This window comes from Actinocorallia populi (assembly GCF_002995495.1).
Classification (GTDB): Bacteria; Actinomycetota; Actinomycetes; order Streptosporangiales; family Streptosporangiaceae; genus Actinocorallia; species Actinocorallia populi.
Map to the genome: position 1 here is coordinate 574,640 of NZ_PVZV01000004.1, position 20,324 is coordinate 594,963.

Here is a 20,324-nt window from a genome sequence, read left to right on the forward strand (position 1 = left end):
TGCGAACCCCATGCGGCCCAGTGCTCAGTCTGTGGACGAACCTCGGAGCCTCCCGCCCGTCGTGAATCCTCTGCGGGTCAGCCTGCGGAACCCGCCCCGTGCGCCATCATGGGAGCCTTGCGGATCACATCCCTGGAGGAATCTCATGCAGGCGGGGCGTACCACCCTCACCACCCTCATCACGGTCCTGGCGGCGGTCACGGCACTGCCGGGGTGCGGGGTCGTGGCGGGCATGACCGGCAACAGGAGCGAGATCTGCGCCGAGACCCAGCAGGTCTTCACCGACTTCGGGACGAGGCTGAGGAGCCTGCCCTCCACCGACAACGCCGCGTGGGGCCAGGCCGCCGCCGACCTCGCGGCCTCCCTGGAGGGCCTGGCCGCCAGGTCCGACGACCAGGAGCTCGAGCAGACCCTGACGGGCCTGGCCGGCTCCTGGCGCAGCGCTTCACCGGCCATCGGCGAGTCCGGTGACGTCGCTCAGCTGACCGCGCTCCTGCGTGACCAGCCCGCGAAGCTGGTCGAGGCCTGCGACTAGGGGAACTGGGGCACTTCCTCCTGGAAGGGGGGCTCGCCCGCCGGCTCGTCGGGGCCGGGCTCCGGACCGGGTCCCGGCTCCTCGGGCAGGACGACGTCCTCGTCCGGGTTCTCGGGCAGCGGCTCGGGCTCCTCCTCCACCGGCGGCTCCTCCTCGTCCGGCGGAGTGGCGGGGTCGCTCGGCTCCCCGGTGTCGGTGGGGCCCGGGTCGGGCCTGACCGGCTCGTCGGCGGGCTGCTGCGGCGGCTGGTAGGTGTAGTAGGTCGAGGGTTCGGGGAACTCCGCGGCCTCCATGTTCCGGGTGGCCTCGCTCATGAAGGCCCGCCACACCTGCGCGGGCAGCACGCCGCCGTACGCCGAGTAGCCCTGCAGGTCCAGCGGCTTGTTGGGGGACTTGCTGTTGAAGATGCCGACGGAGGTCGACATCTGCGGGATGAAGCCGTTGAACCACACCGCGGCGCCCTTGTCCGTGGTGCCCGTCTTGCCGGCGACGTCGCGGCCGTCGTAGAGCTGCGCCGAGGTGGCGGTACCGCCGGTGACGACCTGCTGCAGCGCGTACGTCGCGTCGGCGGCGACGTCCTTGCTGAAGACGCGGACGCCCTCGGTCTCCACCGTCTTCGTCCGCTTTGAGCGGTTGGTGAAGGACTTGATGACGTGCGGGGCGTGGAAGACGCCGTCGTTGGCGAACGCCGCGTACGCCCCGGCCTGCTGCGTCGGGCTGACGTCGGCGACGCCCAGCGCGTACGTCTCGGACTTGTCGGCGGCGTTGGCGGTCAGCTGCGAGCGGGGGATGCCCAGGCTCTCGGCCATGTCGGTGATCTTGGAGTTGCCGATCTCCTGCGCGAGCCGCACGTAGGCGGTGTTCACCGAGTTGCGGGTCATCTGCACCAGGTCGAGATGGCCGTAGCGGGCCCCGCCGGAGTTGGTGACGGGGTGCCCGTTCGAGGAGATGTAGGTGGAGCCGTCCACGCTGTGGGTGAGCTCCTTGCCGTCGGCCAGCGCGGCGGCCAGCACGTACGGCTTGAATCCGGAGCCGGCCTGGGCGCGCAGCCCGAAGGCGCTGCTCATCTGCTCCTTGAGGTAGTCGCGCCCGCCGTAGAAGGCCAGCACCTCACCGGTCTTCGGGTCGACCGCGCTCAGCCCCACCCGCTGCTCCCTGGGCATGCCGGCCGGGACGTTGTCCTGGACGGCCTTGACCGCGGCGTCCATCAGCGGCTTGCGGAAGGTGGTGACGACCTTGAACCCGCCCAGGGCGAGCCGGCGCTCGGAGACGCCGTGCTCCTCGCGCAGCTCCTTCTTGGCCACGTTGACCATGTAGCCGACCTGGCCCTGGTAGATGTTCTTCTCCTTCTGCTTGACGGGCTTGGGGAGTTCGAGCTTCGCGGCCTCCTGCTCGGTGAGGTTCCCCGCGCCGACCATGCCGTCGAGGACGTACCGCCAGCGCTCCTCGAGCTGCGCGCGGTTGCTCTTGGTGAGCTTCTGGTAGAGGCTCGGCTGCTGGATCGTCGCGGCCAGGTAGGCGCTCTCCGCCGGGTCGAGGTCCTTGGCGTCCTTGTCGAAGTAGGCCTGCGCGGCCGCCTGGATGCTGTAGCTCTGCCGCCCGAAGTAGATCGTGTTGAGGTAACGCTCCAGGATCCAGTCCTTGTCCTCGGACCGGTTCACCTTCAGCGAGACCATGACCTCCTTGAGCTTGCGGAAGATCGACCTCTCCTGGCTCAGGCCGCTGTAGTAGTTGCGCACCATCTGCTGGGTGATGGTGGAGCCGCCCTGCACCTGGGTGCCCGAGACGGTGGACCAGAAGGCGCGGACCGTGCCCTTGAGGGAGACGCCGGGGTCGCTGTAGAAGCTGCGGTTCTCGGCGGAGATGACCGCCTGCCGCATCGACTCGGAGACCTCCGCCAGCGGGACGGGCTGGCGGTTGGTGCCCTCCTGGGCGATGACCGTCTCGCCGTCGGCGTAGTAGAAGACGTTCAGCTGCTCGCGGGCGTCCAGCTGCTGGGTGGAGGGCACGGGGGTGAGGATGTAGGCGATCGCGAAGGCGACCACGAACGCCCCGATGACACCGAGCACGCCGTAGGAGATCTTGCGCAGCCACCGGCCCCGCCTGCGGGAGGGGATGCCGGGCTGCTGGACGGTGGCCTCGGTGGCGTCGTCGTCGGTCCCCGCGGCGCCGTCCTCGGCGTGCGGATGCTCCTCGTTCTCGTTCACCATGCCCCCGTTACCTTTCCGTTACTTCGACCCTACCTGAACGGTCCGGTCCGTGTTCCCGGCCGTCGGGCGGGCTCCATCAGGGCGGCCGCCGCCCGGGAGAGTGACGGACAACCCTCTACAAGACGCTCAAAAGGTGCGAAAGGTTGTCCGGAAAGAGGGAGGACGACCGGCCCCGCCACCCGGGGGCCGGCCGTCCGGCGGCTCAGTAGGAGGTCAGGACGTCGACGACGAACACCAGCGTGTCGTCGCCCTTGATCCCGGCGCCCTCGTTGCCCTTCTCGCCGTAACCGTCGGCGGGCGGGATGACCACCATCACCCGGCTGCCGGCCTTCACGCCGACCAGCGCCTTGTCCCAGCCGGGGATGACCGCGCCGGTGCCGATCTCGAAGCTGGCGGGCTCGCCCGTGGCGTAGCTGGAGTCGAACTCCTTGCCGCCGTCCCAGATGACGCCCTTGTAGTGGGCGGCCAGCTTCTGGCCCTTCTCGACGACCGGGCCGGTGCCCTCGATGAGGGTCTTGGCGGTGAGCTCCTTGGGCGCGTCCCCGTCGGGCAGCTTGATGCCGGGCGCCTCGCCCTCCTTGGCGGGGGCGGTGACCTCGGGAAGCTTGTCGTCGTCCTGCTCGGCCATGTCGCCGGTGACCGGGTACTGCTTGGTGACGACGTCCACGACGAAGACGACGTTGTCGCTGGGCTTCAGGCCGGTCTGCTCGGCGGTCTGGCCGAGGTCCTTGACCGGCATCGTCACCAGGTAGCGGCTGCCGACCGTGGAGCCCTTGATGGCCTCGTCGAGCGCCTTGAAGCCGCTCCCCCCCTGGGAGTCGACGGGCAGCGCGGTCGGCCCGGTCTCGGCGTAGCTGCTGGACTTCTCCTCGAACTTCTTGGCCCCGGTCCACTGGTAGGTCTCGAAGTTGACGTAGGCGGTGTCGCCGCTCTTGAGCTCCGCGCCGCCGCCCTTGATCAGCTGCTCGGTGCGGCTCTTGGTGTAGGGCTCGACCTCGGGGAAGGCGATCTTGGGCTCCTTGTTGAAGGCGCCGCTGATCTCGAACTCCGCCGAGGGGCGGGTCAGCATGTAGGCGCCGCCCGCGACGCCGGCGATGATCGCCAGGACCAGGACCGTCACCCCGGTCTGCTTGATGCGCTTCTTGCGCAGCTCGGCCTTGTTGGCCGGGCGCTTGAGGGAGCCCTTGCCCTTGTTGATGCCGTGCGGGGTGAAGTCGGTGCGACTGATGTCCCGGGCGCTCGGAAGCTTCACACCAGGGGTCTTCTCGTTGTCCGACATGGTCCTCTTGTCTTCGGCTCGACGTCATCGGGCAGGGGGTGGACACACTCTTCCAGCTCCGGCCTAAGCCCGGAGTGAAATCACCCCAAAATACCGGCTCCCCGGACCCGGGGCCGCTCGGTGGGCCTCAGCCTCCCACGCGAGGGGGCCCCGCTCCCCGGGCCGGGACGCGTACCGATGCCGTGTCGGGGACGAATCGGGCATAAATCTGCTGTTCCGGTGGCCTTCCTTGCCCTACACTCGGGGCGCGAAAGCGTGCGCCCATAGCTCAGCTGGATAGAGCAACGGACTTCTAATCCGTCGGCCGGGGGTTCGAATCCCTCTGGGCGCGTTCCCGATGGCCCGCCGCCACCGTTCGAACGGGGGCGGCGGGTCGTCTTATTTCCGGCATGTCCGGACAACCCTGCCGTGCCATGTCCGAAAACCGCCGGTAGCCCGCCGCGCCGTCGCCCAGACTGGGAGGCGTGGAAGACGAGAGCCGCTACAGCGCGGTGCGCAGCAGGGACGCCAGGTTCGACGGGGAGTTCTTCTTCGCCGTGCGGACCACCGGGATCTACTGCAGGCCCAGCTGCCCGGCCACCACGCCGCTGCGCCGCAACGTGCGCTTCTACCCCAGCGCGGCGGCCGCCCAGCACGACGGGTTCCGCGCGTGCAGGCGCTGCCGTCCGGACGCCGTGCCGGGATCGGCGGCCTGGCACGCGCGGGCCGACGCGGCGGCCAGGGCGATGCGGCTGATCGCCGACGGGGTCGTCGACCGGGAGGGGGTCGACGGGCTCGCGGCGCGGCTGGGCTACAGCACCCGGCAGTTGCGGCGGCAGCTGACCGCCGAGGTCGGCGCGGGACCCGTCGCGCTGGCCAGGGCCCAGCGGGCGCAGACCGCGCGGGTGCTGCTGCAGACCACCGGCCTGCCGGTCACCGAGATCGCCTTCGCCGCGGGCTTCGCGAGCGTCCGGCAGTTCAACGACACCATCAGGAAGATCTACGCGACCACCCCGGGCGGGCTCAGGGCCGCCAGGCAGGGCCCCCCGGTCTCCGGCGGCCAGGGGATCGCGCTGCGGCTGGCCTACCGGGGCCCGTACGCCGCGCGGCAGATCTTCGACTTCCTGGCCCGCCGGGCCGTGCCCGGAGTGGAGGAGGTCGAAGGGTCCCCCGGCTCCCGCGTCTACCGGCGCACCCTGCGCCTGCCCGGCGGCCCCGGGATCGCCGCCGTCCACGAGGCGGACGGCGGCCGCGGCTGGCTCGACTGCACCATGGAGCTGAGCGAGGTGCGGGACCTGACCGCCGCCACCCAGCGGATCCGCCGCCTGTTCGACCTGGACGCCGACCCCGGCGCCGTCACCGAGCGGTTCGCGGACGACCCCGCCCTGGGCCCGGAGTCGGCGGATTCCCCCGGGCTGCGGGCCCCCGGCGCGTCCGACCCGCACGAGGCGGCCGTCCGCGCGATCCTGGGCCAGCAGGTCACCGTCGCGGCCGCCCGCGACCACGCCGCCGTGCTGGTCTCCGCCCGGGGCACCCTGCTGCCCGAGCCCTCGGGGAGCCTCACCCACCTCTTCCCCGATGCCGAGACGCTGGCCGCCGCCTCCCTGGAGGAGCTGCGGATGCCCCGCGCCCGCCGAGCCGCGCTGCGGGCGCTCGCCGAAGCCCTCACCGAAGGCCGCCTCGTCCTGGACGCCGGAGCGGACCGCGACGAGGCGGAGAAGGAGCTCCTGGCCCTGCCCGGCATCGGCCCGTGGACCGCCGCCTACATCCGCATGCGCGCCCTGGGCGACCCGGACGTCCTGCCGCCCGGCGACGTGGCGCTGCGCCAGGCGCTCGCCCGCAAGGGCGACCCCGACACCGTCGCCTGGAGCCCCTGGCGCTCCTACGCCACCCATCTCCTGTGGAACTCCCTGGACCGAAAGGACCGATCATGACGCTCTACACCACGTTCGACAGCCCGCTGGGCACCCTGCTGCTCACCGGCGTCCGCACCGGGACGGGCCTGGCCCTGGCCTCCCTCTCCCTGCCGGGGCAGCGCAACGCGCCCGTCCGGGACGACACCTGGCGGCACGCGCCCGCCGACTTCACCGAGGCCGTCTCCCAGCTGGACGCCTACTTCTCCGGCGGCCTCAAGGAGTTCGACCTGCCCTTCGCCACCACCGGCACCCCCTTCCAGCGCCAGGTCTGGGCCGCGCTGGAGGCACTCCCGTACGGCGCGACCACCACCTACGGCGAGCTCAACGCAGCCCTCGGCGGCACCCCCGCCCGCGTCCGCGCCATCGGAGGGGCCATCGGCGCCAACCCCCTGCTCATCGTCCGACCCTGCCACCGGGTGATCGGCTCGACCGGCTCCCTCACCGGCTACGCGGGCGGCCTCCCCGCCAAGCAGGCGCTCCTCACCCTCGAAGGCGCCCTCCTCGCGGCCCCCTGACCAGCCCGGCCGGAGCACGCCTTCGGCCCGGGGCGGCACGGGCGGTCAGGGGGGACTGTCCCATGCGCCCGGTCCGGACAGGCGCGGTGCCCGGCCCCGCACCGCGCCCCCGCGGAGGGCCGGGCGGGCGGCGGGACGCTGCCCGGTCAGGGGACGAGGACACCGGGGTTGAGCAGCCCGGCGGGGTCCAGGGCGTGCTTGACGGCGCGGAGGGCGGCGAGCTCGGCGGGGGAGCGGCTGAGGTGGAGCCACGGGGTCTTGGCGCGGCCGACGCCGTGCTCGGCGCTGATGCTGCCGCCGGCCCGTGCGACGCGCCGCAGGACCGGCTCGGTGGCGTCCCGGCCGCCGATCAGGTTGACGTGGAGGTTTCCCTCGGCCAGATGCCCGAAGAGGTACAGCTCGGCGTCTCCGGCGAGCGCGGGCAGCTCGTCCAGGAAGGCGGGGAGCTCCCCGAGGGGGAGGGCGACGTCCAGCTTCACCGGGACGCCCCGCGCGTTGATCGCCTCGGTGTGCGCCTCGCGGTAGCGCCACAGCCGGTACCGGTCGGCGGTGTCGGCGGCGACCACGATCTCGGGCGCGTCCAGGGCCGCCAGGAGGGCGTGCAGCTCCGGAGCCGGATCACGGTGGGCGGCGCACTCGACCAGGAGGTAGACGGCGTGCTCCACGCGGGTGGGCGCGGGCAGCCCCGTGTGCTCGCGCACCAGCCGCAACCCCCCGGACAGGAAGAACTCGGCCATCTCCAGGGAGTCCAGGGTGCGCAGGACGGCCAGCGCCGCCAGCGCGGCCGGGACGCCGGGCAGCCCCAGCAGGGCCGTCGCCCGGTGCTCCAGCAGGGGCACCAGCCGCAGCCGCGCCGCCGTGACGACGCCCAGCGCGCCCTCGCTGCCGGCGAACGGGAGCTCGAACCCGGTGTTGTCCTTGGGCAGCCCGCCCAGCCGGGAGACGACCGATCCGTCGGCCAGGACGGCCTCCACCCCGACCACGTTCGCCCGGGTCGTCCCGTAGCGCAGGACCCGCTCCCCGCCCGCGTTGGTGGCGATCATCCCCCCGACGGTCGCCCCGTCCCGGGCCGCGAAGTCCACCCCGAAGTCCAGGCCCGCCGCCCGGACGTGCCGCTGCAGCGCGGCCAGCACGACACCCGCCCCCGCCGTCACCTGCTGGGCCGAGGCGTCCACCGGCCCGAGCCCCGTCAGCCGCCGCGAGGACAGCACCACCTCGCCGCCCATGGGCACCCCGCCGCCGACCAGGCCGGTGTTGCCGCCCTGGGGCACCACCGGCACCCCCTCCCCGGCGCAGACCCGTATGACCTCCGCCACCTCGGCGGTGCTGGCGGGGAGCACCACCAGCGGGGTGCTTCCGCGCCAGCGGCCGGTGAAGTCGGTGCAGTACCCCGCCGTCACCGAAGGGTCCGCCACCACCTGCGTGATCCGGGAGAGCCGTTCCTCGAGCATGCTCCCGATTGTGGTGCACTACGGTCGATCGGATGCGACCGAGAGGTGGATCTGTGGATCGTTCAGCACGTGCCGGCGTGCGCTCAGACACGGGTGGGGCGCGATCGGGCGCGAACCGTTCGGGACTCGCCGGTGCGCGGGCCGTAGGGCTTCTGCTGGGCGCGGGTTTGGACGCGTTGCTCGCCGACCCCCGCCGGGGGCACCCGGTGGCGGGCTTCGGCAGGGCGGCGGCCGCGCTGGAGGAGCGCCTCTACGGAGACTCCCGGGCGAGGGGCGCGGTCTTCACCGGCGTGTGCGTCGGTACGACGGCCGCGCTGGGGGTCCTGGCCGAGCGGAGCCGCCGCCCCGCGGTCCGCTGCCTCCTGACGGCCGCGACGACCTGGGCGGTGCTCGGCGGCACCTCCCTGGCCAGGGAAGGCATGATCATGGCCCGCCGCCTGGAGGACGGCGATCTCGAGGCGGCCCGCGCCCGGTTGTCGCACCTGTGCGCCCGCGACCCGTCGGGTCTGGACGCCGACGCCCTGGCCCGCGCGACCGTCGAGTCGCTGGCCGAGAACACCGGCGACGCCGTCGTCGCGCCGTTGTTGTGGGGCGCGGTCGCCGGAGTCCCCGGCCTGGTCGCCTACCGGGCGGTCAACACCCTCGACGCCATGGTCGGCTACCGCAGCGCCCGCTACGAGCGTTTCGGCTGGGCCTCGGCCCGGTTGGACGATCTCGCCAACTGGATCCCCGCCCGCGTCACGGGCCTGTTGACCGTGCTGGCCGCCCCCGTTGTCGCCGAGAAGGGCGCACGCGAGGCGATCTCCGAATCCTGGCGGGTCCTGCGCCGTGACGGAGCCCACCACCCCAGCCCCAACGCAGGACGCTGCGAGGCCGCCGCCGCAGGCGCCCTGGGCGTCCGCCTGGGCGGCGCCAACTCTTACGGAGGACGCTTGGAAGTCAGGCCTGAACTCGGCGACGGCCGCAAGCCGGAGGTCAAGGACGTGCGCCGCGCCGCCCGCCTCAGCCGCGCCGTCGCGGCGGGAGCCGTCCTGGCCGCGGCCGCCTTGGCGCTGGGAGCCCGCCGGTGAAGGGCTCCCTGCTGATCGCCGGTACGACCTCCGACGCCGGCAAGAGCATCGTCGTGGCGGGTCTGTGCCGCTGGCTGCGCCGCCAGGGCGTGAGCGTCGCACCGTTCAAGGCGCAGAACATGTCGCTCAACTCCATGGTCACCGCCGACGGCGCCGAGATCGGCCGCGCCCAGGTGATGCAGGCCCAGGCGGCCGGGATCGAGCCGACCGCCCACCTCAACCCGATCCTCCTCAAGCCGGGAAGCGACCGGCGCAGCCAGGTGGTCGTCCGGGGGAGGCCGATCGCCGACGTGGACGCGGTGCAGTACCACGACCACCGCGACCGCCTGCGCGAGGTGGCGCTGGAGAGCTATCACGAACTGCGCTCCCGCTACGACGTGGTCGTCTGCGAGGGCGCCGGCAGCCCCACCGAGATCAACCTGCGCCGCGGCGACATCGCGAACATGGGCCTGGCCCGCGCCGCGGACCTGCCGGTGCTGGTGGTCGGCGACATCGACCGGGGCGGGGTCTTCGCCGCCCTCTACGGCACCGTCGCGCTGCTGGAGTCCGCCGACCAGGAGCTCATCGCCGGGTTCGTGATCAACAAGTTCCGGGGCGCCGCCGAGCTGCTGGCCCCCGGGCTGGAGCAGCTGCGCGCGCTCACCGGCCGCCCCGCCCTGGGCGTTCTTCCCTGGCTGGACGGCCTGTGGCTGGACGTCGAGGACTCCCTCGGCCTGTCCGCCGCCCGGCCCGGCACCGGCCTGCCGCACGGAGAGGAGACGCTGCGGGTCGCCGTACTGCGCTTCCCCCGCATCTCCAATTTCACCGACCTGGACGCGCTCGCCTGCGAACCGGGAGTCTCGGTCTCCTACGTGACGAGCCCCGGCGAACTCGCCGGAGCCGATCTCATCGTCCTTCCCGGCACCCGGGCCACCGTCTCCGACCTCGGCTGGCTGCGGGAGAACGGCTTCGAGGAGGCGCTGCGGCGGGCGGGCAAGCCGGTCCTGGGCGTCTGCGGCGGCTACCAGATGCTCGCCGAGACCATCGTCGACGACGTGGAGTCGCGGCGCGGCGAGGTCGCCGGGCTCGGCCTGCTGCCGGTCACCGTCCGCTTCGCCCCGGACAAGGTCCTGGCCCGCCCTGTCGGCTCCCACTACGGCCAGACCGTCCACGGTTATGAGATCCATCACGGCCGGGCCGAGCGGCACGGCGGGGAGCCCTTCCTCGACGGCTGCCGCGCGGGGACGGTCTTCGGCACCACCTGGCACGGGGCCATGGAGAACGACGGGTTCCGCCGCGCCTTCCTGTCCGAGGTGGCGGCGCTGTCGGGAAGGCGCTTCACGCCCGCGCCCGACACCGATTTCGCGGCGCTGCGCGAACACCAGCTCGACGCGCTGGGCGACCTGGTCGCCGCGCACCTGGACGGCGCGGCCGTGGCGAAGCTGATCACGGGAGGGGCTCCGCGGGGCCTGCCTGCCCTACCGCCGGGCGGCGCCCTCCACCAGCCGCTATCGTGATCCGCCGAAGCACGAGCACGGAGGTCCGGAAGATGAGCGAACCGTACGACCTGATCGTCCCGATCCTGGGCGCCCGGGTCCCGGTCGACGTCAAGCTGGACTTCCCGCTCCCGCCGGACGAGGCGCCGCTGCGCGAGCCGCTGTCGGGCGACCTGTACCTGACCTACGGCCTGGACCACCCGCCGTCCGAGGACGGCAGGATCCGCTTCGAGCCGGTCACCCCGCGCATGGTGCGCGAGCTGGGCCTGGAGCCCGGGCAGCTGCGCGCCAGGGCCTCGGGCAATCTGCGGGTCCGCCGCCCCGACCTGGCGCTCAACTGGTTCCCCGGCGTCCAGGCGGTGACCGTCACCGTCGGCGGCGACCTGGAGGCGGGCCTGCTGCTCGACGAGCCGTTCCTGGAGAAGATCGCCGCGGAGGTCGACGGCGAGCTCGTCGTCGGCGTCCCCGCCCGCGACGTCTTCACCGCCACCGGCTCCCGCGACGAGCAGGGCCTGGCCAAGCTGCGCTGGGTCGCCGACCGGGTCTGGGCCAGGGGCGACCACCTGCTGTCGCGGCACCTGCTGGTCCGCCGCGACGGCCACTGGCTCCCGCTGGGCTGACCCGGCCCGGGCTAGCGCAGGCCGCGCAGCCCCTCCCGGAAGGCGCGGGTGTCGACGTCGCCGAAGAGGGTGCGCTGGACCATGTAGCCGTGGACCAGCGCGACCAGGGTGCGGATCACGTTGAGGGCCGGCATGTCCCGGGTGATCAGGCCGGTGCGCTGGTAGAGCTCGACGTACCACAGCAGCGCCTTGGTGAACTCCGCCGCGGTGCGGTCCTCCCGCTCGTCCAGCACCGAGGCGCGCAGCGCGGCGCTCCACACCTTCACGGCCAGGCCGGGGAAGCCCTGCTCGACGTGCGGGAAGGCCTCCACCGGCGTGGGCATCCGGCCGAAGGCGGCGGAGAAGACCCGGTGCACCTCGGCCTCGGTCTCGTCGGCGAACGCGTCGATCACCTCGTCCCTGCCGCGGAAGTAGCGGGTCACCCCGGTGAAGGAGACCCTGGCCTCGGCGGTCACGTCCCGCATCGAGGTGGCGTGGAAGCCGTTGCGGATGAAGCAGCGGCGGGCGGCGTCGAGGATCTGGGTGCGCCTTGGGTCGGGGACGCGGGAGGGGAGGGTGTCGTCTGCGCTGTCTCGGGGCATGACACGTAGGTTTCCCGGCCGAGTCTCCGCGTGGCGTATCCGACACACAAAGTGCCGGTCAGCAGTACGTACACTGCGGGGAAAGGCGAAGTTCTGGAGGCTCTGCCGGGAGGCGACCATGCCCTGTGGGCTGTGCGGGGACATCATCCCCACGGTCTCCGTCCGCTGTCCCGCCTGCGGCGCCTGGTCGCACCGGCGGGACTTCCGGGCGCTGGCCATCGGGCTTTTCACGCTGCTGGGATTCAACGCCTTCCTGGCGCTGGGCTCGGCGGTGAGCATGCTGCGACTGCTGGCCGGGCTGAACGATCAGACCGTCTTCGGCTACGACGAGGCGTCCGCCGGGCCGGTGCTGGCCGCCTACGGCGACGTCTTCCTGATCTCCGCGGTGCTCGCCGTGGTCACCGGGGTGCTCTTCATCGCCTGGTTGTGGCAGGCCCACGCCCAGGCGCCCGGCCCGCTGCGGCACCGCAGGGTCTGGACGGTCGGCTCCTGGTTCGTGCCGGTCGCCAACCTGTGGATGCCGCCCCGGATCGTGCACGACGTGTGGGTCTCCACCGGCCGGTACCGCATGGCGCGGCGGCACGGCGTCCTGCTGGTCGTGACGGCCTGGTGGGGGAGCCTGCTGGGCGGCGCGGCGCTGGCCCGCACCTTCCCCGGCATGGGCGCGAACACGCTGGCCGACGCCCGGTTCGCGGTGGAGACGGGGGTGGCCGCGGCGGCCGGCCTCGCCCTGGCCGCGACCCTCTGCATGGCGGTCGTCTTCCAGGTGACCCGGCTGCAGCTCTCCACCGTCCTGGACTGACGGCGGCGGAGCGGGGACCGGCCGGAACGGAAGAGCGACGGATATCCTGGTCCGGCCCGTGGCCGGGCCGTCCGGTGAGAGGAAGTGATCATGGCGGTGGGCGGGCTGCGCGAGATCAAGAAGCAGCGCACCAGACTGGCGCTCGTCGACGCCGCCCTCGAGCTCTTCCTCGACCGCGGCTACGAGAACACCACCATCGACGAGATCGCCGCGGCGGCCGACGTCTCGCAGCGCACGTTCTTCCGGTACTTCGCCACCAAGGAGGACGTGGTCACCGGCCTCATCACGGGCTCGGACTCCCATCTGGTCGAGCGGGTGCGGGCGCGCCCCGAGGGGGAGCCGGTGCTGCGGGCCCTGCTGGCCGCGGTGCGCGAGCTGCTGGAGCTGCTGGAGCTGGGAGATCCCGCCCAGCTGGCGCGGATGCGGCGGCTGCACCGGGTCCTGGAGGGCAACTCCTGCGTCGTCGCGGCCTACCTGACCCGGCACGCCGAGACCTCGGGCCGGCTCGCCGCCGAGCTGGCCCGCCGCATGGGCGCCGACCGCGACGACCTGCGGCCCCGCCTGCTCGCCTCGATCTACCTGGGCGCCCTGCGGGTGGGGTTCGAGGACTGCGCGTGCCGCCGGGTCCTCGAACCGGCCGAGGTGGCCAAGCGTGTCGAGGAGTCGGTGACGCTCGCCCTGGGAGCGCTCCGGGAAGATTGGACGTGCTCCTCCGGCTGAGACGGGGGAGACCCGAGAGCCTGGAGGAACGATGCGCGCGATCGTCGCCGAGAAGCACGGGGGACCCGAGGTCCTGGTCCCCGCTGACCTGCCCGAGCCGGTTCCCGGTCCGGGACGGCTGCTGGTCAGGGTGGCCGCCGCGGGCGTCAACTACATCGACACCTACCACCGCACCGGCCGCTACGAGACCCACCCGCCGTTCACGCCCGGTGTCGAGATCGCCGGCGAGGTCGAGGCGGTGGGCGAGGGCGTGACCGCCTTCCGGCCCGGCGACGTGGTGGCCACGGCCGACGCGGTCGGCGGCTACGCCGAGAAGGCGCTGGTGGACGAGGGCCGCGCCGTGCCGGTGCCGGCGGACGTCGATCCGGAGGCGGCCGCCTCGGTCCTGCTGCAGGGCCTGACCGCCCACTACCTCACCCACTCCACCTACGCGGTGCAGCCGGGCGACACCGTCCTGGTGCACGCCGCGGCCGGCGGCATGGGGCTGCTGCTCACCCAGCTGGTCAAGCTGCTGGGCGGGCGGGTGATCGGCACGGTCTCCACCCCGCGCAAGGAGCGGCTCGCCCGGGAGGCCGGGGCCGAGGAGGTCGTCGGCTACGAGGACTTCGCCCGCCGGGTCAAGGACCTCACCGGGGGACGGGGCGTGCCGGTGGTCTACGACGGGGTCGGCGCCGCCACCTTCGAGGGCAGCCTCGCCTCCCTGCACCCGCGGGGCCTGCTCGCCCTGTACGGGGCGGCCAGCGGCCCGGTCCCGCCGTTCGACCCGATCCGGCTGGCCGGGCTCGGCTCCCTCTTCCTCACCCGGCCGACCCTGGCCCACCACGTGGCCACCACCGAGGAGCTGCGCACCCGTGCCGAGGACGTCTTCGGCTGGCTGGCGGCGGGCCGCCTGAACGTTCACGTGGGGGGCAGGTACCCGTTGTCCGAGGCCAGGCGGGCGCACGAGGACCTGGAGGGCCGCCGCACCACGGGGAAGTTGTTGTTGATCCCCTGAACTACGCCAGAATGGGCGAACTCGTCCCCTCCGAGGAGCCCCCGATGGAACAGAACATCGGCCCTTACCGGCTGATGAACCGGCTTGGCCGCGGTGGCATGGGCACCGTCTACCTCGCCCAGGACGGCGAGGGCAGGCAGGTCGCGCTCAAGGTCATCAACGCTGAGCTCGCCGACGAGCCCGTCTTCCGCGAACGGTTCCGGCGGGAGGTGGTCGCCGCACAGCGGGTCCGCCGCTTCTGCACGGCCAGCGTGCTCGACGCGGACCTGGAGAACGACCCGCTGTACGTGGTCACCGAGTACGTGCAGGGCCCCACCCTGGACGAGCACATCCAGGCCTCGGGGCCCATGCGCGGCTCCAGCCTGGAGCACCTGGCGGTGGGGGTGGCCACCGCGCTGGCCGCCATCCACGGCGCAGGCATCGTGCACCGCGACCTCAAGCCGGCCAACGTGCTGCTGTCCCCGGTCGGCCCCCGGGTGATCGACTTCGGCATCGCCCGCGCCCTGGACACCGTGGCCGCCGCCACCCGCACCGGCACGTTCGTGGGCACCCCCGCCTACATGGCGCCGGAGGTCATCCGCGGCGAGGGCGCCACGCCCGCTGCCGACATCTGGGCCTGGGGCTGCGTGGTGGCGTTCGCCGGGACGGGCGTCGCCCCGTTCTCCGCGGCCAACATCCCGGCCATCCTCTACCAGGTCACCCAGGGCACCCCGAACCTGGAGGGCCTGGACGAGGGCGTGCGCAAGCTCGTCGAGACCGCGCTGGCGCCCGACCCGCAGGCCCGGCCCACCGCCCAGCAGCTGCTGGACCAGCTCACCGGCCAGACCAGGGTGGACGTGGCGCAGGTCGCGCGGACCGTGCAGTCCGAGTCGCCCTTCAGCCCCGAGCGCGGCTTCACCCACGCGCCCCCTCCGCCGCCCGTCGAGACGACCGCGGCCATGCGGAGCGAGAACGGGGGGAGCCGCCGCCGCGTCCCCGGCAACCGCAGGCACCTGCTGATCGGCGCGGGCGTGGCGGTGGCGGCGACGCTGGTCGGCACCACGTTCGTCTACATGTCGGGCGAGGACGGCCCGCCGGAGGCCGCCACCGTCTTCGACGACGCCTTCGCCGACACGGGCACGGGCTGGACGGGCAACAACTTCATACCCGGCGTGTCCAACTACGGCTACTTCCAGGGCCGCTACCGGCTGGTCGTCACGAGCGAGTACTCGCTGAGCGACGAGGTCGGCTCCCCCTACAAGAACGACAGGAAGGAATGGCGGATCCCCTCCCGGGCCCTGGTCTCGGTGACGGTCACGATGAGCGGGACGCCCAGCGCGTCGGCGGGGCTGTCCTGCTTCGGTCCCGAGTCCCACAAGGAGGGGTACCGCTTCCTCGTCCGCGCGGACGGCCAGGGCGTCGTCGTGCGGCGGGTGACCAAGGACCGCGGCAACGCCGAGATCGGCAGCCGGAAGGAGGCGGCGGGCTTCTCTCCCGGTAAGGCGAACAGGTTGCAGATCGCCTGCGAGAAGCAGGGCACGGCGACCCGGCTGCGGTTGTGGATCAACGGAACGCCCGCCCTGGAGGAGACCGACGCCGACGGGGCGCTGACCGAGGGGACCGCCGGGCTGCTCATCGAGCAGACCGCCTGGGACGGCAAGGGCCTGACCGCGGACTTCGACGACTTCCAGATCGCCGAGATCCGCTGAGGCTCAGCCCTTCGCGGGCAGGTGGGCGCCGATCCAGCGGGACAGCTCGGCGAAGGCCCGCTCCCGGGCGGGCCGCGCCGACAGCACGACGTCGTGCAGGGCGCCCTCGATCCGCACCAGCGTCAGGTGCGCCCCGACCTTGGGCGACCACCGGGCGATGTGCTCGACGTCCAGCACGATGTCGGAGCCGGTGATGCCGTCGCCGGCGGGCTCGGCCGGCACCGTGCGGGCCGAGCACATCACCAGGACCGGCACGTCGACCGCCAGCCCGGCGTGCAGCCGCTTCTGCCCGCGCCGGACCGCGGCCAGCCAGCCGGCCCGCACGGGGAAGCCCTCCAGCGGCTTGAGCCGGAGGTCGAAGTCCCACTCGCCCTGGTGGTCGCGGTGGATCGTCGTCACGTAGACGGGCGAGAGCCCGGCGGGCAGCACCGCCTGCGGCCGGATCCCGCGCAGCGCCCGTGCCAGGCCCGTCCCGGCGATCCGGTTGGGCGCGGACTCGTTGAGGTCGAAGAAGGGGCTGTTGAGGAACAGTCCCTGCACCAGCCCCCGGCCCTTGACCCGGTCGGCCCACAGCGCGGTGATCAGGCCGCCGGTGGAGTGCCCGTTGACCAGCAGGACATCGTGGTCCTCCCGGATGATCCGCACCGCCTCGTCGAGCTCGGCGAAGTGGTCGCTGAGGCTGTCGATCATGTTGGGCGTCTGGTACGGGCGCAGGGAGCGCCCGTACTTGCGCAGGTCCAGGGCGTAGAAGTCGAAGCCCTGCGCCACGTAGAAGTCCGCGAGGTGGGTCTGGAAGAAGTAGTCGACGAACCCGTGCACGTACAGCACCGCCCGCCCCGTCGGCCCGGGGCCCCGGCGGCTGACCAGGGTGGCGCTGACGGCGCCCTCGCGGTCGTGGCCCAGCGGGATCTCGACGGCCTCGTAGTCCGGCCCCAGCACGTCCTCCATGCGGCTCATTCCATCACGCCATCACGCGTCGACCAGTTCGCGCAGGGCCCGCAGGGTGGGCTCGTCCTTGACCCCGGCGATCAGCAGGGTGGTGACGGGGCTGGCCTTCCACAGCTCCAGCCGCTCCTTGATGCGCTCCAGCGGCCCGAGCAGGGAGATGGAGTCGGCCAGCTCGTCGGGCACGGCGTTGATCGCCTCGTCGCGGCGGCCCTCCAGGAACAGCTTCTGCACGCGCTCGGCCTCCTCGGCGTAGCCGAGCCTGCCGATGAGGTCGAGGTGGAAGTTCTTGTCCTTGGCGCCCATGCCGCCGATGTAGAAGGCCAGCGGGACCTTCGCCCAGGCCAGCGCCTGCTCCAGCGGGGCCACCACGGTGGTGACGGTCGCGGTGATCTCGAAGCCGGGGCGGCGCGCGGCCAGCGAGCCGCCGAAGAGGGAGTCGATCTGCTGCGGGTCGACGAACAGGGGCAGCCAGCCGTCGGCGAGCTCGGCGGCGAGCGCGATGTTCTTGGGCCCCTCGGCGCCCAGGTAGACCGGGATCTCCGGCCGCAGGGGGCGGGTGATGGACTTCAGCGGCTTGCCCAGGCCCGCGCCGCCCGGGTAGGGCAGCGGGTAGTGCGGTCCGTCGTTCGTGACGGGCTCCCGCCGCGCCCAGACCTTGCGCACGATGTCGAGGTACTCGCGGGTGCGGGCCAGCGGCTTGGGGAAGGGCACGCCGTACCAGCCCTCGACGACCTGGGGCCCGGACGCGCCGAGCCCCAGGATCAGCCGCCCGCCCGACAGCGCGTCCAGGGTGAGGGCGTGCATCGCGGTCGCGGCGGGGGTGCGGGCCGACATCTGCACGACGGCCGTGCCCAGCTTGATCCGCGAGGTGCGCGCCCCGTACCAGGCCAGCGTGGTGAAGGCGTCGGACCCGTAGGCCTCGGCGGTGAAGACCGAGTCGTAGCCCTGCCGTTCGGCGGCCAGCACCGTCTCGGTGGCGTCCTCCGGGTCGCGCTGCCAGTAGCCGATGTTGATCCCGAGTTTCACGAGTCCCCAACCTCCAGGTCTGCGGTCACCTGGAGATTAGAACACGTTCTAGTTCGTGAGGAAGACCCCCTGGACGAAGTTGGCGAAACTGACGCTGCTCAGGGTCAGGGACGGCAGTCCCGGGTGCTTGGAGTCGCGGATCGCCCGCCCCCCTCCGGGGAGGGCGGCGACCTCCACGCACTGGTCTCCGGATCCGCTGTGAGAGGACTTGCGCCAGATGAGATCGACCACGGACTACTCCTTCGCCGCCTCGGCGATCAGCCGGATGGACTCCTCCGGGGAGAGCGACTCCTCGACGATGCGCTCAAACCGGTTCCTATGCTGAGTTATTGCCTCTGCGCTCTCGATGTACACGTCGCCCATCGTGCCTTCCACATAGGCGATATCGGGGTCCGCCGGGTCGGGGAACGACAGGATCGTGAACCGGCCGTCAAGCCCCGCGTGAGCCCCGCCGGCCAGCGGCAGGACCTGCAGGGTGACGTTCTCGCGGTCCGCCGCGCCCACCAGCGCCGCCAGCTGGTCGCGCATCACCGAGGGGCCGCCGATCGGCCGGAGCACCGCCGCCTCGTCGAGGATGACGTGCAGGTGCGGCGCGTCGGGGCGGTCCAGCAGCGCCTGGCGCTGCTTGCGGGCGAGGATGCGCCGGTCGACGTCCGCCTGGCTGGGCAGGAAGCGGCCCGCGGTGATCACTGCGCGGGCGTAGTCCTCGGTCTGCAGCAGCCCGTGCACGAGCTGGGCGTCCCAGGTGCGGATCTCCGAGGACTCGTCCTCCAGGCCCACGTAGGAACCGCTGAAGACGTCGACGTAGGCGGTCCACCAGCCCATCTGGCGGGCCTCCCGGGAGAGGGTGAGCAGCGCGTCGCGTTCGGGGCTGGTCACCCCGTAGAGGTCGAGGAGCTCGGCCACGTCACGCGGGCGGGTCTGCCCGGTCTCCAGCCGGGACACGGTGGCGCGGGACCAGCCGAGCCGGTCGGCGACGTCTTGCAGGGTCAGGCGCTGGCGTTCACGCAGGCGACGCAGCTCGCGTGCCAGCCGGCGGCCTCGTACGGTGGGACGGTAAGTCATAGGACGAGTTTGCTGCCGAGTCATGCGTCAGTACAGAAGAAACCAAGAATCTTCGGCAACTCAGTTGCGCCGGTGAGATTCCCACGACACGCTTTGCGGTATCGGCCTGGGAACCGGCTGTGACCGGCCGAGACGGCCGTGGGTGTGGTGTCGCTGGCGAAAGGGCGGCTGTGGAGCTCGCGATAGACCTGGGAAGAACCTGGACCTGGTCTCTGCCCACCGATGCGACCGGTCCGCGGCTCGCCCGCACGCTGGTGCGCGAGGCGCTGGCGGTGCTGGAGGTGCCGCGGGACACCGTCGCGGACGCCATGCTGATGATCAGCGAACTGGCGACCAACGCCCACCAGCACGCGGCCGCCCATCCACCGCACGAACTGTGGGTCTACTGCTTCGACGCCGACACGTTCTCCTGTGCCGTCTTCGACGGACTGCCCACCCGCAAGCTTCCGCCGGCCCTGGAGCGGGGCGACTTCGGCCGAGGGCTGAGCATCGTCGCCGAGCTCAGCGGGGGCCGGTGGGGGACCGATGCCGCGCACGCCCGACTCGACCCCCGCGTGCGCGGCAAAGCGGTCTGGTTCACCTGCGACCGTTAGGCGGCGCGGGCGCGCCGGACGGCGAACAGCCGCAGCGGGCGCTCCCGGTCGACCAGGGCGTCCACCGGGCGTCCCCGCACGGCGCCGGGCACGACCAGCGCGCCGGCGCGGCCCGCGAGGAGCATCATGCGGAACAGCCGGTCCCGGCGCGGGCTCCAGGGGATGCCGAGCCCCTCCCGCAGCCGCCGGGGCAGCATCGCGCCCGCCGCCAGCAGGTTGAACCGGCTGTAGGCGGCGCCCAGCGCGGGCGGCAGCCGAGGCAGGTCGTTGCCGAGCGAGACGACCTGGCGGGCCGTCTCGGTCACCTCCAGCTCCTCCTCCAGCATCCGCGCGAAGTAGCGCCGGAAGGCGGCGAAGTCCGGCGGGCAGGCGCCCTCGGGGACTCCGCAGGCGTGGGCGACCAGCTGCTGCTCCCGGTAGAAGGTCTCGCGGTCGGCCTTGGAGAGGACGCCGAAGGTCAGCTCGTAGACGGTGAGCTGGCCGTGGACGAGCGTCGCCCACACCCACAGCAGCAGCTCCGGATCGAGGGCCCGGTACGGAACGCCCTCCTCGGAGACGCCCTGCACCCTCTGGTGGATGCGGTGCAGCAGCTCCGACTGGCGCGCCGACACCTCGGGACGCCCGTAGGAGAGCTTGAGCTGGATGTCCAGGGTCCGCCACAACCGGGCGAACGGATCGGAGGCGAAGTCGGAGTACCGGGCGACCCCGGCGGCGACCAGGGGATGGCAGACCTGCAGCAGCAGGGTCGGCGCGGCGGCCAGCGCCAGGACGGGCTCGTGGCCCACCTTCCACGAGACGTCGCCGGGCCGGAACGGCAGGGATTCCCGCATGCCGCTCTCCTCACGGGGGGTGATAAG

20 protein-coding genes and 1 tRNA gene are annotated in these 20,324 nt (G+C 72.6%); 12 read left to right on the plus strand and 9 right to left on the minus strand.

Going from position 1 to position 20,324, the window contains the following annotated elements:
- The first annotated feature begins 145 nt into the window (after nt 1–145).
- Nucleotides 146–535, plus strand: coding sequence for a hypothetical protein (locus tag C2865_RS19420; RefSeq protein ID WP_106399889.1), 390 nt, complete (start codon nt 146–148; stop codon nt 533–535).
- Here C2865_RS19420 and C2865_RS19425 read toward each other — a convergent pair.
- Both C2865_RS19425 and C2865_RS19430 read right to left on the minus strand, forming a co-directional pair.
- The gene (locus tag C2865_RS19425; RefSeq protein ID WP_106399890.1) at nt 532–2,745 is read right to left on the minus strand and encodes a transglycosylase domain-containing protein; all 2,214 of its coding nucleotides are present in this window, start codon (nt 2,743–2,745) and stop codon (nt 532–534) included. The genes C2865_RS19420 and C2865_RS19425 overlap by 4 nt on opposite strands.
- Before the next feature lie 202 nt (nt 2,746–2,947).
- Nucleotides 2,948–3,997 (minus strand): FKBP-type peptidyl-prolyl cis-trans isomerase, encoded by a 1,050-nt coding sequence (locus C2865_RS19430; protein ID WP_157963808.1) that lies wholly within the window; start codon nt 3,995–3,997, stop codon nt 2,948–2,950.
- Between the two features lie 284 nt (nt 3,998–4,281).
- On the opposite strand from C2865_RS19430, the gene C2865_RS19435 reads away from it, so the two are divergent.
- The 3 genes from C2865_RS19435 to C2865_RS19445 all read left to right on the plus strand — a co-directional run bounded on the left by C2865_RS19435 (nt 4,282) and on the right by C2865_RS19445 (nt 6,434).
- A tRNA-Arg gene (locus C2865_RS19435) sits at nt 4,282–4,355 on the plus strand.
- 133 nt (nt 4,356–4,488) lie between these two features.
- The gene (locus tag C2865_RS19440) at nt 4,489–5,937 is read left to right on the plus strand and encodes an AlkA N-terminal domain-containing protein (protein ID WP_106399892.1); all 1,449 of its coding nucleotides are present in this window, start codon (nt 4,489–4,491) and stop codon (nt 5,935–5,937) included.
- Nucleotides 5,934–6,434 (plus strand): methylated-DNA--[protein]-cysteine S-methyltransferase, encoded by a 501-nt coding sequence (locus C2865_RS19445; RefSeq protein ID WP_198653430.1) that lies wholly within the window; start codon nt 5,934–5,936, stop codon nt 6,432–6,434. The genes C2865_RS19440 and C2865_RS19445 overlap by 4 nt, the downstream gene beginning before the upstream one ends.
- Nucleotides 6,435–6,580: 146 nt before the next feature.
- On the opposite strand, the gene C2865_RS19450 is transcribed toward C2865_RS19445, so the two are convergent.
- Nucleotides 6,581–7,885: an FAD-binding oxidoreductase gene (locus C2865_RS19450; protein WP_106399893.1), complete on the minus strand. Its 1,305-nt coding sequence runs from the start codon at nt 7,883–7,885 to the stop codon at nt 6,581–6,583.
- Between the two features lie 167 nt (nt 7,886–8,052).
- On the opposite strand from C2865_RS19450, the gene C2865_RS19455 reads away from it, so the two are divergent.
- From C2865_RS19455 to C2865_RS19465, 3 genes are read left to right on the plus strand one after another with little or no spacing between them, the layout of a single operon-like run.
- Nucleotides 8,053–8,955, plus strand: a complete 903-nt coding sequence (locus C2865_RS19455) for a cobalamin biosynthesis protein (protein ID WP_232835701.1) — start codon at nt 8,053–8,055, stop codon at nt 8,953–8,955.
- Nucleotides 8,952–10,451, plus strand: coding sequence for a cobyric acid synthase (locus C2865_RS19460; RefSeq protein WP_106399895.1), 1,500 nt, complete (start codon nt 8,952–8,954; stop codon nt 10,449–10,451). Before C2865_RS19455 ends, C2865_RS19460 begins: the two co-directional genes overlap by 4 nt.
- A gap of 32 nt (nt 10,452–10,483) precedes the next feature.
- Nucleotides 10,484–11,050, plus strand: a complete 567-nt coding sequence (locus C2865_RS19465; protein ID WP_106399896.1) for a DUF1444 domain-containing protein — start codon at nt 10,484–10,486, stop codon at nt 11,048–11,050.
- 11 nt (nt 11,051–11,061) lie between these two features.
- Here C2865_RS19465 and C2865_RS19470 read toward each other — a convergent pair whose 3' ends face one another.
- Complete coding sequence (locus tag C2865_RS19470) at nt 11,062–11,631, minus strand: TetR/AcrR family transcriptional regulator (RefSeq protein ID WP_157963809.1); 570 nt, start codon at nt 11,629–11,631, stop codon at nt 11,062–11,064.
- A 118-nt stretch (nt 11,632–11,749) separates the two neighbouring features.
- On the opposite strand from C2865_RS19470, the gene C2865_RS19475 reads away from it, so the two are divergent.
- The 4 genes from C2865_RS19475 (at nt 11,750) to C2865_RS19490 (ending at nt 15,835) form a co-directional block, all read left to right on the plus strand.
- Nucleotides 11,750–12,433 (plus strand): DUF4328 domain-containing protein, encoded by a 684-nt coding sequence (locus C2865_RS19475; RefSeq protein WP_106399897.1) that lies wholly within the window; start codon nt 11,750–11,752, stop codon nt 12,431–12,433.
- 90 nt (nt 12,434–12,523) lie between these two features.
- Nucleotides 12,524–13,153: a TetR family transcriptional regulator gene (locus C2865_RS19480; protein WP_106399898.1), complete on the plus strand. Its 630-nt coding sequence runs from the start codon at nt 12,524–12,526 to the stop codon at nt 13,151–13,153.
- Between the two features lie 31 nt (nt 13,154–13,184).
- The gene (locus C2865_RS19485) at nt 13,185–14,147 is read left to right on the plus strand and encodes a quinone oxidoreductase family protein (RefSeq protein ID WP_106399899.1); all 963 of its coding nucleotides are present in this window, start codon (nt 13,185–13,187) and stop codon (nt 14,145–14,147) included.
- 44 nt (nt 14,148–14,191) lie between these two features.
- The gene (locus tag C2865_RS19490; protein ID WP_232835702.1) at nt 14,192–15,835 is read left to right on the plus strand and encodes a serine/threonine-protein kinase; all 1,644 of its coding nucleotides are present in this window, start codon (nt 14,192–14,194) and stop codon (nt 15,833–15,835) included.
- Between the two features lie 3 nt (nt 15,836–15,838).
- Here C2865_RS19490 and C2865_RS19495 read toward each other — a convergent pair whose 3' ends face one another.
- The 4 genes from C2865_RS19495 to C2865_RS19510 are packed head-to-tail and all read right to left on the minus strand — an operon-like array spanning nt 15,839 to nt 18,874.
- The gene (locus C2865_RS19495) at nt 15,839–16,792 is read right to left on the minus strand and encodes an alpha/beta hydrolase (protein WP_106399901.1); all 954 of its coding nucleotides are present in this window, start codon (nt 16,790–16,792) and stop codon (nt 15,839–15,841) included.
- 12 nt (nt 16,793–16,804) lie between these two features.
- Nucleotides 16,805–17,809: an LLM class F420-dependent oxidoreductase gene (locus C2865_RS19500; protein WP_106399902.1), complete on the minus strand. Its 1,005-nt coding sequence runs from the start codon at nt 17,807–17,809 to the stop codon at nt 16,805–16,807.
- A 48-nt stretch (nt 17,810–17,857) separates the two neighbouring features.
- On the minus strand, nt 17,858–18,040 hold the full coding sequence (locus C2865_RS19505; RefSeq protein WP_106399903.1) for a DUF397 domain-containing protein: 183 nt from the start codon (nt 18,038–18,040) through the stop codon (nt 17,858–17,860).
- A gap of 3 nt (nt 18,041–18,043) precedes the next feature.
- Complete coding sequence (locus tag C2865_RS19510) at nt 18,044–18,874, minus strand: helix-turn-helix domain-containing protein (protein ID WP_106399904.1); 831 nt, start codon at nt 18,872–18,874, stop codon at nt 18,044–18,046.
- A gap of 170 nt (nt 18,875–19,044) precedes the next feature.
- Here C2865_RS19510 and C2865_RS19515 point away from each other — a divergent pair, with 170 nt between their 5' ends.
- Nucleotides 19,045–19,467: an ATP-binding protein gene (locus tag C2865_RS19515; RefSeq protein ID WP_106399905.1), complete on the plus strand. Its 423-nt coding sequence runs from the start codon at nt 19,045–19,047 to the stop codon at nt 19,465–19,467.
- On the opposite strand, the gene C2865_RS19520 is transcribed toward C2865_RS19515, so the two are convergent.
- Nucleotides 19,464–20,297, minus strand: coding sequence for an oxygenase MpaB family protein (locus C2865_RS19520; RefSeq protein WP_106399906.1), 834 nt, complete (start codon nt 20,295–20,297; stop codon nt 19,464–19,466). The genes C2865_RS19515 and C2865_RS19520 overlap by 4 nt on opposite strands.
- Nucleotides 20,298–20,324: the final 27 nt, after the last annotated feature.